Origin of the sequence: Rhizobium pantanalense, assembly GCF_030182525.1 — a bacterium.
In the GTDB taxonomy this organism is placed as follows: Bacteria; Pseudomonadota; Alphaproteobacteria; order Rhizobiales; family Rhizobiaceae; genus Rhizobium.
On sequence record NZ_JAQJCH010000013.1, the window covers coordinates 42161 to 56082 of the forward strand.

At 60.4% G+C, this 13922-nt stretch carries 9 protein-coding genes; 5 read left to right on the plus strand and 4 right to left on the minus strand.

Annotated features, from left to right (window positions below; genetic code table 11):
* Positions 1-277: 277 nt before the first annotated feature.
* The 5 genes from PH558_RS28285 (at position 278) to PH558_RS28305 (ending at position 5708) form a co-directional block, all read left to right on the plus strand.
* Entirely contained in the window at positions 278-1294 is a 1017-nt protein-coding gene (locus PH558_RS28285; RefSeq protein WP_095437595.1) for an ABC transporter substrate-binding protein, read from the plus strand.
* An 81-nt stretch (positions 1295-1375) separates the two neighbouring features.
* Positions 1376-2866: a sugar ABC transporter ATP-binding protein gene (locus tag PH558_RS28290; protein WP_285207852.1), complete on the plus strand. Its 1491-nt coding sequence runs from the start codon at positions 1376-1378 to the stop codon at positions 2864-2866.
* Positions 2863-3807, plus strand: coding sequence for an ABC transporter permease (locus PH558_RS28295; RefSeq protein WP_285207853.1), 945 nt, complete (start codon positions 2863-2865; stop codon positions 3805-3807). Before PH558_RS28290 ends, PH558_RS28295 begins: the two co-directional genes overlap by 4 nt.
* On the plus strand, positions 3804-4754 hold the full coding sequence (locus PH558_RS28300) for an ABC transporter permease (protein ID WP_285207854.1): 951 nt from the start codon (positions 3804-3806) through the stop codon (positions 4752-4754). Before PH558_RS28295 ends, PH558_RS28300 begins: the two co-directional genes overlap by 4 nt.
* Before the next feature lie 33 nt (positions 4755-4787).
* On the plus strand, positions 4788-5708 hold the full coding sequence (locus tag PH558_RS28305) for an SMP-30/gluconolactonase/LRE family protein (RefSeq protein WP_285207855.1): 921 nt from the start codon (positions 4788-4790) through the stop codon (positions 5706-5708).
* Positions 5709-5755: 47 nt separating this feature from the next.
* On the opposite strand, the gene PH558_RS28310 is transcribed toward PH558_RS28305, so the two are convergent.
* The 4 genes from PH558_RS28310 to bcsA are packed head-to-tail and all read right to left on the minus strand — an operon-like array spanning position 5756 to position 13891.
* On the minus strand, positions 5756-8155 hold the full coding sequence (locus PH558_RS28310) for a cellulose synthase (protein ID WP_483314201.1): 2400 nt from the start codon (positions 8153-8155) through the stop codon (positions 5756-5758).
* Complete coding sequence (locus PH558_RS28315; protein ID WP_285207856.1) at positions 8146-9195, minus strand: family 8 glycosyl hydrolase; 1050 nt, start codon at positions 9193-9195, stop codon at positions 8146-8148. The genes PH558_RS28310 and PH558_RS28315 overlap by 10 nt, the downstream gene beginning before the upstream one ends.
* On the minus strand, positions 9192-11702 hold the full coding sequence (locus PH558_RS28320; protein ID WP_285207857.1) for a cellulose biosynthesis cyclic di-GMP-binding regulatory protein BcsB: 2511 nt from the start codon (positions 11700-11702) through the stop codon (positions 9192-9194). Before PH558_RS28320 ends, PH558_RS28315 begins: the two co-directional genes overlap by 4 nt.
* Positions 11702-13891 carry a UDP-forming cellulose synthase catalytic subunit gene (gene bcsA / locus PH558_RS28325; protein WP_095436382.1) on the minus strand — a complete coding sequence of 730 codons (2190 nt, stop codon included), beginning with the start codon at positions 13889-13891 and terminating at the stop codon, positions 11702-11704. The genes PH558_RS28320 and bcsA overlap by 1 nt, the downstream gene beginning before the upstream one ends.
* Between the last annotated feature and the right edge of the window lie 31 nt (positions 13892-13922).

Consider the following 13922-nt stretch of genomic DNA (forward strand, 5'->3'; position numbering starts at 1 on the left):
CGCCGACCTATGCTCCTCCGGTCGCTCGCAGCATGCAAATTTCCGGCTCTATTAAGCGCCTATCCGAGAGATCCGTCTTGCGGATTTGCGCATCTTTTCTGCGGGATCCCGCAAGGTCCCGCCCTTTAAGCGCCTGTACAAGCGTCACAATCTCGGACATCCTGTTTCTACTGACAGGGCAACCTTCAGTGCAAATATTATTTTCGATCGTTCGTTGAGGAGCGCGCTCGAAAATCTTGGCCTGGAAGATGAAGTACAGGCGCTTTGGGAGGAAAAAATGAATATTGCCAAGATGCTTATGGCGTCCGCCGTCATCGCTTGCGTTGCCGCGCCGGGGGCTGCCTTTGCAGATACGTCATCCAAGAAAATTGCCTTGTCGAACAATTATGCCGGCAATTCCTGGCGCCAGGCCATGTTGACGAGCTGGCAGAAGGTTACGGGCGAAGCGGTCAAGGCCGGTGTCGTTGCCGCTGCCGATCCGTTCACGACGGCTGAAAACCAGGCAACCGAGCAGGCCGCCCAGATCCAGAACATGATCCTGCAGGGCTATGACGCGATCGTCATCGATGCTGCCTCGCCGACTGCGCTGAACGGCGCGATCAAGGAAGCCTGCGATGCCAAGATCGTCGTCGTTTCTTTCGATGGCATCGTCACCGAACCCTGCGCGTGGCGCATCGCCGTCGATTTCAAAGGCATGGGTGCCAGCCAGATCGAATATCTTGCCAAGAAGATGCCGAAAGGCGGCAATGTGCTGGAAATCCGCGGCCTTGCAGGCGTCTCGGTCGATGACGAGATCTCGGCCGGCATCCACGATGCCGCCGCCAAATACCCGCAGTTCAAGATCGTCGGTTCGGTTCATGGCGACTGGGCTCAGGATGTCGCCCAGCGTGCAGTCGCCGGCATTCTGCCGAGCCTTCCCGATATTGCCGCAGTCGTGACCCAGGGCGGTGACGGCTACGGTGCCGCTCAGGCCTTTGCCGCCGCCAAGCGCCCCATGCCGACGATCGTCATGGGCAACCGCCAGGATGAACTTGCCTGGTGGAAGAAAGAGAAGGATGCCAGCGGCTACGAGACCATGTCCGTCTCGATCGCCCCCGGTGTGTCCACGCTCGCCTTCTGGGTCGCCCAGCAGATCCTGGATGGCCAAGAGGTGAAGAAGGACCTGGTCGTGCCGTTCCTGCGCATCGATCAGGACAATCTCGAAACCAATCTTGCCAACACGCAGGCGGGCGGTGTCGCGAATGTCGAATATACGCTCGACGACGCCAAGAAGGTTATCGCGGCGGCGAAGTAACCGATATCTGCGAGCCGTAGAGACAGGCGCTGCCGATAAAAAGGTGGCGCCTGCTGATGCAACGCCCGACCCGGACGATCCATGATTGTAGCGAAAGACAGTGTTTTGAAGAGACAGGATGCCGGTCCGCAGGCCGTCGTCTCCGCCCGTGGCATCAAGGTGCATTTCGGTGCCGTGAAGGCGCTCGATGGCGCCGACCTGACGGTTCACGCCGGCGAGTGCATCGGGCTCGTCGGCCATAATGGCGCCGGCAAGTCGACGATCGTCAACGTCATCAACGGCGGTCTCAGCCCACACGAGGGCAGCGTCACCTATGAGGGCGACGACAGTGTGCACGGCATCAACGCGGCACGCGCCCATGGGATACGCTGCGTCTTTCAGGAATTGTCGCTCGCGCCCAATCTCACCGTCATCGAGAACATGCGGGTGGTCCATCGCGGCCTTGCCGGCTGGAACTGGCGGCGGCAGGCGGCCATAATCGTTCGCGCCAAGCTCGACGAAATTTTCTCCGGTCACAGGATCGACGTCATGCGGACCGTCGGCGAACTCTCGATTGCCGAGCGGCAGATGGTGGAGATCGCGATCACCTTTTGTGCCGTCGGCGACACGCCGAAGCTGGTCATTCTCGATGAGCCGACCTCCTCGCTCGATGCGGGCCTTGCCGCGCAATTGATGACTTATGTGCGCAGTTTTGTGCAGGTGGGCGGCGCAGTCATGCTGATCTCGCATATTCTTGGCGAGATCCTTTCGACCGCAAGCCGAATTCTGGTTATGAAGGACGGTCGCGTCGTCGCCGATCGCACCGCTCAGGATTTCACCGTCCACAGCCTAGTCCAGGCAATGGGCAGTGTCGTCAAGGAACAGGATCGCAGGGGCAGGGGCGAGGAAGGCGCCGCATCGTCTCCTCTACTGGCGCTGCCGGCGCGAGGGGGCAGGGGCATTGGCTTCAATGCCCGCAAGGGCGAAGTGATAGGACTTGCCGGGCTTGCTGGTCATGGCCAGACCGACATGCTGCTCGATCTCCATCGCTCGCTTTCGCACAACTGGCTGCCGGGCAGGCAAGGCAATATCGCCTTCGTCGCCGGCGACCGGAGCCTGAACGGCACGTTTCCGCTTTGGAGCATCCTGAAAAATCTCAGCATCGCCTCGCTCAGCGATTTTTCGCGTCTGTCGGTCGTCGATCGCGGCCGCGAGGATCGTCTGGGTGCAGACTGGAAGAGGCGCATCGAAATCCGTACGCCGACTATGGCAAATGGCATTTTGTCCCTGTCCGGCGGCAATCAGCAGAAGGTTTTGTTTGCCCGCGCCTTGGCGACGACCGCGCCGATCGTGCTGATGGACGATCCTATGCGCGGTGTCGATATCGGTACCAAGCAGGAGGTCTATAGGATCTTGAGCGACGAGGCTTCGGCTGGCCGGACGTTTATCTGGTATTCGACCGAAATGGACGAGATACGGCTCTGCGACAGGGCTTATGTCTTTCGCGACGGCGCCATTGTCGCGGAGCTGGTTGGAAAGGACATCACGGAGGAAAATGTCTTGGCGGCTTCCTTTGCCGGGGAGGGCGCATGAGCCGTCCGTCCTCCGCTACCTTGCGCCTGCTTATCCCGGCGCTATCGCTTGCCGTCCTGCTCGCTGCGGTCTTTTATCTGCAGCCGCGCGCCATGAGCTATATCGGCCTCAATCTGCTCTTCAATCTCGCCGTGCCGATTGCGCTGGCTACGATCGCGCAGATGATGATCATGTCGGTCAACGATCTCGATTTGTCGATGGGCACTTTCGTCAGCTTCACGGCCTGTGTGGCGGCGACCTACCTGCAATCTGCCCCGCTCATTGGTATCCTCATTCTGTTGGCCGCAATTGCCGTCTACGCCGCGATCGGCATCGTCATCTATATCAGGGATCTGCCATCGATCGTCGTGACGCTCGGAATGAGCTTCGTCTGGGGTGGCTTGGCTGTTCTATTGCTGCCGGCGCCAGGCGGCGTCGCGCCCGATTGGGCGCGCTGGCTGATGACCGCGAAACCGCCGCTTGTTCCCATCGCGATCATAGCCAGCATTGTCATCGCGCTGTTTGCCCATCTGATCGTCATGCGCTCGTCCTTCGGGGTACTAATCCGCGGTGTGGGCGGCAATCAGCGATCGCTGCAGCGGGCCGGCTGGTCCGTCGTCAGCCTGCGTGCCGCGGCCTATGCGCTGGCGGGTTTCTTCGCCGTATTGGCTGGTATTGCACTGGTCGGCCTCACCACCTCGGCGGATGCGAATATCGCGTTGCGCTATACATTGCTGTCGATCGCCGGCGTCATCCTCGGCGGCGGGGAGTTTACCGGTGGCCGCGTATCGCCCATGGGCGCCGTCATCGGTGCGCTGACATTGACCCTGGCGGGCTCCTTCCTGTCGTTTCTGCGGATATCGCCCGACTGGCAGATCGGTGCGCAGGGCGCGATCCTGATCATCGTGCTTGCCCTCAGGCTCTTGCTCAATCGCGTCGAAAAGCGGGAGAAACAATCATGATCGCGCTTGCCACGCTCGGCCGCAAACCCTGGATCTGGTCCTTCATCGCCGCAATCGCGGTGTGGATCATCACCGTTCTCTTCACCGGCGGCGCTAGTTCGATCGGCCTGTCGCAGGCGGCACTCACCTTTGCGGCGTTCTCTGTTATCGTCGGCATCGGCCAGATGTTCGTCATCACGCTGGGGCCGGGCAATATCGATCTTTCCGTGCCGGCGACGATGACGCTTGCCGGCACCATCGCGCTGAAACTCATGAATGTCGAGGACAGTATGATCGTGCCGGGTTTGCTGGTGTCGGTCGTCATCGGCCTCTGTATAGGTCTCGGCAATTATGCCTTGATCAAGCTGTTGCGCATTCCGCCGATCATCGCGACGCTCTCCATGAGTTTCATCATTCAGTCGACCGCCATCTGGAGCAATCGCGGCCTGCGGATCAAGCCGCCCGAATATCTGGCCGAATTCACGACATCGGGAATATTCGGCATTCCGAATGTCGCCATCGTCGCCCTGCTGCTATCGGCGCTTGCCTGGATTCTCCTGGAAAAGACCATCTATGGCCGCTGGATCTCGGCGATCGGCCAGAGCATGTTTGCGGCGCGCATGGCCGGCATTCCCGTCGACGGAACGCGTCTTGCGACTTATGTGCTCTGCGCCATCCTGGCCTCGATCTGCGGCTATCTGCTGGCGAGCTTCTCCGGCGGTGCGGCCCTCAACATGGGCGCGGAATATCTGCTGATGTCGATCGCTGTTGTAATCATCGGCGGCACGGCCGTTGCCGGCGGTGACTCGAACGTGCCGGGCATCTGGGGCGCCTCGCTGTTCATGTTTCTCGTCGTCTCGATGCTCAACACCTATGGCTTCGGCGCAGGCCCAAGGCTTGTTCTGACCGGCCTGATCATTATTGCCGTCATTCTCGTTGCCGGCGGTCGCCCCGCTGGCGGGCGCTGAACTCTCTCCCAAAAGATCCCTAGGAAAACTGCGATGCCCAACGACGCTCCTTCCATTTACGAAATCTACGACACGCGCTTCCGCAATCTGATCGTCCCGAGCGCCGGCCTGGAGGAGCTTTACTCGGATTGCCGTTGGGCTGAGGGGCCGGTCTGGTTTGCCGACGCCGGATGCCTGATCTGGAGCGACATTCCCAACGAGCGCATGCTGCGCTGGGTGCCGGGCGGGAATGTCTCGATCTTTCGCGCACCCTCGAATTTCGCCAACGGCAATACGCGCGATCGCCAAGGGCGGTTGATATCCTGCGAACATGGCGGCCGTCGTGTGACGCGCACGGAGATCGACGGAACCATCACTGTTCTCGCCGACAGTTATAAGGGCAAGCGCCTGAATTCACCCAACGACGTGATCGTCCGCTCGGACGGAACGATCTGGTTTACCGACCCGACCTACGGCATTCTCTCCAATTACGAAGGCTACAAGGCGGAGCCGGAGCAGCCGACCCGCAACGTCTACCGCCTTGATCCGTCGACAGTGGCGTTGGACGTGGTCGCGGATGATTTCCGTCAACCGAACGGCTTGGCCTTTTCACCGGATGAGACGAAACTCTATGTCGCCGACTCCGCGGCAAGCCACGACGTCAGCGCCCCCCGCCACATTCGTGTCTTCGATGTCGTAGACGGCAAGAAACTCGCAAACGATCAAGTCTTCTGCAACATCGACACCGGCATTCCGGACGGCTTCCGCGCCGATGTCGACGGCAATATCTGGACGAGCGCCGGCGACGGCGTTCATTGCTTTGCAGCTGATGGAACTTTGATTGGCAAGATCAAGATACCACAGACGGTCGCTAATCTTACATTTGGGGGGCCGAAGCGGAACCAGCTTTTTGTTGCGGCAACGCGGTCGCTGTATCGGGTCTTCACTACGGCAACCGGGGTGCAGGCACCCTAATTGCAAGTCATGGGTTGCTACGATTAGAGCTTGCGCGCTGCGGCATCTCAATACTCGCCCCGCGGCGGATGTAGCGTAAGCTGGAGGTCGCGTAAGCCACGGCTGCCGTCGCGGCTGCCGGTTGCGGCGACGGCTGTGAAGATGCGCTCGGCGTCGTCGTACATTTTCAGATTGAGGTAGCAGTATCCGCGCAGCACCATCAGATCGACGCGCTCCTGCTGCAACTGCGCGCGCTGGTCGAGATAGAGCAATGTCTCGTGATAGCGCTTGCCTTCGAAGGCCGAGAGTGCGCGGTCGGCCAGTATGGCGACCTGCAATTCGGCGGCGCGCTGGTGGTTCATCGGCGCCTTGGTCGCAGCGACGGCGGCATTATTGGCAAGGCCGGCCCGCAGATAGGCAAGGCTCTGTCCGTAGGCTGCTTCTTCGCGCGATTTCGGATCCGTGTTGCTCAAGGCAACATCGAAGGCTTCTACCGCTTCCATTGGCCGATTGAGGTTCATCAGGCACCAGCCGCGGGAAAGAGCACTGGCAGGCGTCAGCAGCTGCGCATTGACGGTGGTGTTGCATCCCGCCGGCTGCCGTGTTGAGCGGGCAGCAACCCGGGCACGCGTCTCCGGCTCGGCATAATTCGAGGACGGCGCACGGCGGGCAGGGGTCACTCGTTGCACCGGGGTCTCAGCGTTGATGTAGGGCTGCGTTACAGGGGGCTGGGGCGCGACCTGAGAGGCCATCGGCTGCACGTTCTGCGGCCCGCCTTGCTGCATCGTTGTCTGGGGCAAGTTTTGTGGGGCAGGCTGCAGTGTCTGAATGGGAGACGGCAGCGGTTCTGACGTCGGCGTGCGCGGCGTCGGCTCGCCGAGCACGGCGATACGTTGGGAGCGACCGGCCCATAGTCTCTGGACTTCGGCGACGCCCACACGATCGTTCAACTGGTTGCGTGTAATGGCAAGGCCGTAGGCGGAAGGCTCGTCGTCGGGTTTCCAGCGCAAAGCCGTCTCGAACCAGCGGGCGGCGGCCTGCGGCTGGTTCATGGAGCGCGCAAACCATCCGAATTGCTGGGCCGTCGGGACATACTTCTGCTTCACGACCTCCGCGGCGATACGGCCGAGAACATCTTCACTGAGATTGGCCGGCGGCTGCAGCGCCATCAGATTGGCGGTTGCCGCAAGGTAGGTCGCCATCGCGTCTTTGGATTCGTTGCGCCATTTATACATGGCGTCTTCGGCTTCCTGCGGTTTGCGGTCGGCAATCAGCACCAGGGCTAGCCCCTGCGAGATCGTGGCCGAATCTTCCTTCTCATGCGCGGCTTTGAACCATTGCTCGGCGTTGGGATAATCGCTGCGGCGCAGATAGTACCAACCGAGGAGCGCATCATCGGATGCAAGGCCCTGGCTGCGGGCGACACGCTCCACCTGAGACAAATAGTCTTGCGATACAGTCAGCTTGGGATCATCATTGCCCTGCGCGACGAAACGGCGAGCCAGATCGGTCCTGATACTATCGAATTCCCGCCCGCCATTGCCGTCTGGTTTTTCCAGAGACAATAGATTCTGCATTGGCTGATAAGGCAGCAGAGCCGCCGCCTTCTGAATGGTCGCAAGTCTTTCCTGCGGATTGGTGCAGGTCTTCAGAATATATTTGTAGGCGTCCTCGCCGCGGGCTGCACGATCGGTACGGACGAAAGCTTCCGCGACGCGCCACAGAACGTCGATATCGCTGCAGGTCAGCAGGCTCGGCGTCCTGGCGCCGATGTCGATCACAGTCTGATATTGCTTTAGATCGGAGGCGTTGACGAGCCGCGTGCGTGCCTCCGCGATATCCAGACGTTCCAGCAGATCGGCGGGCGGTTGCCATCCGGATTCGGTTGTCTGGCGGTCGGCAATGGCCTTGCGCACCTCAGCATAACGGCCTTCTGAATAGAGCTGCCACATGGCTTCGAGCTGCTTGTCGCTGTTTTGCGGAATGGCCAGCGGATCGGCAGGCGGCGTCCAGTTCGGGTAGAGCGTCTGCAATCGGGAGATTTCCGCCTGGAGCCGCGCCTTGTCGCCACGGCTTGCAAAATAGCGCAACGCGCTTTCGTCGACCTTCGGCTGATTATCCGCAGCTTGTGCGGGGTTGGTTTGCTGAGGCGATTGCGTTGATTGCGGCTGCGCCTGCTGTGGAGCGGCCTGGGCGATCGAATCGGCAGCGGTCGTATTTGCCGACTTCGAGGGAGCGTCGGAGAGAACAGCCGACGGTGCAGCCGCCTGTATATGGTCGGCGAGTGTTTGCAAGTCGACCGGCTTTCCCGAGCTATTATCGGCGACGAGTATCGCCTGCGGCTCGAGACGAGCCGACTTTGCCAGCTTGATCTTGTCTTCCGGCGTATCGTGATCCTTCGTCGCGAGGGTAAATCCCGCCACGGCGACGGCCATGAAAGCCATGATCAAGGTGGACTTTATAAACACTCCGGATGTTTCTCCGTGACGAAAGCCAGGCTCAACAGCTGCAAGGTGGCTGGGTAGTAAAGCGATGGTGCGAACTGCCGAACCGAAGCAGGCAGCTTCGTTCCGGTCACCACACACGCCACAACATCGTTAACAATTCTATAACCGGGGTCGGGAAGCAGGTCCTTCGGCTTGCCGGTTGTCAGATCGATGGTGGCAGGCTCATCTTCGGTAACGGTCATCCCCTGCTGCAAACGCAAAAGCAGCGCCTTGTCGCCGATTCCGGCGCGCGCCAAGTAAAGTGCGATTCTCACGCTATTATAGCCGAATTCCGCTTCAAAGCCCTCCGCCGGCTCTGGTTTCGCCTTGAGGCTGACCCAGTCGGCGGGAAGCTTGCGCGGACCGAATTGCAGGGAGCGCAGCAGGGCAAGGCCGTCGTCGCTGAGCTTTTGCCAGCGATCGGAAGGCACCAGCAGCGCCATGACGGGGATAGCTTCGAAGACCCAATAGGATGGATTGATGATCGGTCCATCCTTGCGGCCTGGCGGTTTATAGCCTTCGACGCCTGGAATAAGCAGCGTATGCCCCGCGGACGTGATGACAAGATGGGCAAGGATGGATCTCGCCATGCTCGCGGCCGCCTGCAGATAGTCGCTGTTGTTCCAGGCGGATCCCGCTAGGGCCAGTGCATAGGCAATCAGCAGATCGCCATCGGACGCATTGTTCGTATCGACCACATGCGGGATAGCGGCCGGATCCCATTTCCAAACAGCAAGCCCGTCGTCGCGCAGCAGCAGCTCGGTGCGGGTAAAATACCAAATCTGTTCGAAATCGGCCGGACTATTGGCGAGGTAGGCAAGCAGCATACCATAGCCTTGCCCCTCGCTGTGGCTGATGCCGCCATTGCCGTTGTCGACGATACGTCCGTTCACATCGAGAAATTTCGCTTTGTAGGCAGTCCAGGCCTGCGTATCGACCGCCGCGCGTTGAGCAGCAGCCGGCTGCGCTGCCGCAAGGATAGCAGCACTGCAGACCACAAGGACAAGGCTCCGAAGTTTCATTCGCGCCTGCCGATCTTGGAAAGAACGCTTGCCGTGCTCACCCCGAGCAGGAACGAACCGACCACGAACAGGAAGGCGTAGGACAATATGTTGCTGGAAAGCCAATTTGCGGCGATCAGCCGATAATTCGTCAGCGACCAGGGTTGGGAGACGACAAAGCTGAACCGGCTGACGGGCACGGTATCGATCTTTCCCGTCTTGCCGGAATAGACGGTGATGCGGCCGCTGATCTGCGACCAGGTATTTTGCGCGGTCATCGCCTCGGCGCCTGCGCGCAGGTCTCCGGCACTTGGCGCGGTGACAACGGTCCAGGTTGCGTCGTTGGTCGGATTTGCCTCCTGTGCGATCAGGAAGCTATTGGCATTCGATGGGGTGAACACCTGCTCCGAACTGGGAATGAAGCGAAGCGAGCTCAAGGTGATATCGAAATTGCGGTGCATCCATTGCTGGAAGCTTTGCATCTGCCCCTGCAGCAACCCGCCGCTGATGCGGGAGCGCCAATCGGCAATCGTCACGGACGCCTCCGGTATGCCGCCTTGGCCCGGGGCGGGCGGGCGCCAGGCCACCTGGCTCGTGGCGGAGATGTTCATTTGTGTGAGGATCGTCGACGGCAGCTGCGAGACAGAACCGATGAACAGCGCATTGCGGGTCCCAACCGTACTCGGCGAGGCGGTGGGTTCCAGCGCGATGGGATGACCGGCCACAAGCGCCATCTGGCCGAGGAGCGTCGCGGTCGCAGACAGCGTGTCGGTGTCTGCGCGGTCGATGAAGAGCGCGGTTGGCTCGGTTTGCCGATTGTAGGGATAGCCAGTCCCGGCAAGGGCTGCAAGGTTGGGCCGCTGAGCGATCCTTGCAAAATCCGGGACGGTGAACTGGCTGGTATCGAACAATGCGAAGCGGGGCGTCGTGCTTGAGGTCGCTGCGGGGGCGCAGGCGGTATCTTCTTCTGCCAGCAACATGGCTTCCAGCGTGATCGTGTTCAGACCCGGCTTGAAATGCTGCATGGTGATGCGGATGGGCAATTGCCGGAAGATGCCGCCGCCGGTCACCGTGATCGGCTTGGTCGTGGCGATGCTGCCGTTGACGTACACGTCGATATGACTGCCCGGACGCACATCCTTGGCATAGGCCGCATCGAGCAGGATGGTGGCCTCGCCATAGGCATTCGCATAGAAATCGGACGGGATCGCCACGTTGAAACTTGTATGGAAACGCCGTCCGGAAAATTCCGTCGTCCTGACACCCAGCTGTTCGAAGGAAAGGCTGGTGCCCGAATAGATGAGCGGGGCGTCGGGTGCGGACCATCGTTGCGTTAACAGCAGATCGCGGCGGGTATTGGGGTCGCGATCGGTCGGCGAAACAACCATGTCGATCGCGGATGCGATCGCCTGCCAGGAAGGGCCGCTGATAAGGAGAAGCTGCTGACCGCTGCGTGGGTCCGTCGCAAAGGTCGCCAAGGCCCCATTTTGCGCCGTGGCCGGAACGGCAAAGACAGGCTGCAGCTCCGCCGGTGTGCCGACGACGACGGTCATCTTGCCGGGGCCCGATGCGGGTAGGGCATCCGTGCCGAACGAAAAGGTTTCGTTCGGCATTCCGCTCAAGAGCGCCAGTCCCTGAGCTAGACGCAGGATCGGCTTGGTCGTTCCCGGTTGAGCCAATGCCGGCACGACCAGATTGAACTGTGTCTTGCCGGCACCGTCGACACCGATCGCGCGGATCGCGTCGGTTGTGGAGAGTTTCTCCGCTTCGCGACTGGCGAAGGTGAGATAAGTTCTTGCGGGATCGATATCGGACCAGAGCTCGTAGGTCGACGGAATGTCGCAGTCGACGCGGTGGCGCTGCGTTGCCTCGAAGGTCAACAGATTGGCGCCGGGCTGCAGCAGCCCCCGCGGGATATCGAAGCTGATATCCGACTCGTTGTCCGAGGAGCCGATCTGTTGCTGATGGACGGCGCGGTCATTCACGAGGACCGTAAGCTGCGATGCCTCCGGGGCGACGACCACTGCGTTCTGGTAGGCAAAGGTAAGTTTCGCGGGCGCCGCCGCCTGCTCCGGCGTCAGATAGATCGACCAGGACTTGCGATCGGCTTCACCCTCCAATCGCAGTTTTGCGTAGGGAACGACATAGCGGTGGAATGCCGATGAGTCGGTGCTGGCGGTTGCCTGTTTCGCCTTTGGCGCCAATTGCGGTGTCGTCTGGGCGGGAGTGACAGGGGGTGCGACCTGCGGCGCTGCCGTCTGCGGGGTAACGGTCGGCGGTGTCATGACCAGGGGCGGAGCAACTTGAGGAGCTACGGTCTGTGGTGCAACGGTCTGAGGAACCGTGACCGGCGGCACTGCTGCCTTCGACGGCTCTGTCTGCGGTATGGTAGTTTGCGGAGTTATGATCTGAGGCGCCGTCTGCGCTTCGCCTTTCGGCCGCTCGTCGGACATGTCGAAAGGCATCGTTTGGGCCTGTGCCGTAACGGCGCCAAGGAGAAGCAGGAGGGCAGGGAGGACGCGCTTCATCAGCTTCTGGCCTTCGCATCCTGCCGCTGCTGCGTGCGATCCGAGCCCACACCCCTGAACAGGTAGATCAGACCCCGGCTGGTCTGATAGAGCGACATGCTCAGGAACCAGAAGGTTCCGCGGATGATGCCCGGATTGCGCCGCCGCGCCTGCTGAAACTTCGTCCATTGATCGGAATTGGCAAAGACGAGGTCGGCAATCAGGCGATGGTCGGCAGCACCCCTCGGAACATATTGGCAGCCGATGGCGGTAATGTCGCCCATCTGCTCGATATTGCGAACCACGACCGACAGGGTCACCATGTCGGCGCCGCTATAGGGCTGGAAGCGGATGATGGCTTCCGAGCCGACCGCGACCGGTTCCAGATCCTTGTTGAAGACGTTCAACCTGGCGCCATGGACGGAAACGTCCTCGATGGAAGCGGAATTCCAGCGGCCGTCGATCCCGAACTCGCTGCGGCGGTCGACCCGGACGCGCCGCGAAGAGGCACGCTCGCCGCGTTCGGAGACGACGCCGAGCGCGCAGCCGGAAAGGACGAGGTTAATGATGTTCCAGCCGCCGACGACGAGGGTGACGTCGGCCTTATAGGGCTCCGCATAGATACGATAAATGGTGACCGCCAGTGCGATGATCTGAACGGCGAAGATGACGAAGAACGGACGGCTGATTTCCGAAAGCCGGCTGACGGCGATCGATTCGTCCTTGGCCGTGACCTTGAAAGTCGGTTTGCGAGGATTGAGCATGACCGAGACGACGGCCGGCAACAGGTGCACCGTCTGTACATATTCGTAGAGCTCGGAAATCCACGGCCAGCGGAACGACCCGTAAAGATAGTTCTGCATCATCAGGTTCACGAGCATATAGGCAAGGGTATAGGCGAGGAACTCGCTGCCCGATGCCGTGAAGATCTCGAGATCGAAGAAGAGATAGAAAAGCGGCGCAAACAGGAAGATGACGCGCGGAAACGGAAACAGCCAGAACAGCGTCGACGACATGTAGCAGAGCCGTTGCGGCAGCGTCAGGCCGCGCTTCAGGAGCGGGAAGCGGAAGCGCAGGATCTGCATCATGCCTTGCGCCCAGCGGCTGCGCTGGCCGATGAAGCTTGCGAAGGTCGCCGGCTGCAAGCCGGCAATCAGCGGCTTGTCGACATAAATGCTGTTCCAGCCTGCACCATGAAGCGCAAGCGCGGTTTCGCAGTCTTCCGTGATGCTGATGCCGCTAAAGCCATTTTGCGATTGTAGCGCCTTGCGGCTGAGCACTGCGGCCGAACCGCAGAAGAAGGCGGCATTCCATTTATCGAGGCCGCGCTGGATGATGCCGTAGAACATCTCGTTCTCGCTCGGCATGCTGTCGAAGGTGCGCAGATTACGCTCCAGCGGGTCCGGATTGATGAAGAAATGCGGGGTCTGAACGAGAAAAAGCTTCGGATCGTCCTCGAAGTAGCCGACGGTTTCGCGCAGGAAATCACGCGCAGGCGCATGGTCGGCATCGAAAACGGCGATCAGGTCGCCATTCGAATGTTCCAGTCCGTTATTGAGGTTGCCGGCTTTGGCATGCTCATTGCGGTCGCGCGTCAGATATTCGACATCCAGATCGGCGCAGAGCCGCTTGAGCTCGTCATGGCGCGCGATTGCGGCCTGCGATTCCAGGATCTTGGTCGAATTACGCTTTTGCAATGTGCCACCATCGTCGAGCAGCCACACTTTGAGCTTGTCGGCCGGATAATCCATCGCCTTGGCGGAGGCGAGCGTGTTGGCAAGAAGATTGGTGTCTTCGTTATAAGACGGCACGAAAACATCGACGCTCGGGAAATTCTTGGTTTCAGACGCGCGCTTTGTGCGCGGCGGCAGGGGCGTTGCGACGATGAAGAGGCTGAGCATCAGCATCGCCACGTTGTACATTTCGGCGAGATAGAGCAGCAAGCCGGGAATGAAGTTTTCCAGCTGGTTGACGGGCGGTATCGTATAGGATGTGCGCCAATAGACATAGCGCAGCACGATGGCCGTACCGAAGGCTAGCGCCACGAGCCGCCAGGTTCCCTGACGCTTGAGGATCTTGATGATCGCCATCAGGGTGACAACCACGGTGCTGGCGATCAGCTGCGTTTGAAGGTTGACCGGCAATGTGATCAGCACGATGCCGCATAGCGCTATCACGGCCCATATCAAGATGCTGCGTGCAGTCTGCATCAGTGTCCCTTCAAAGGTATTGCCAGACGCC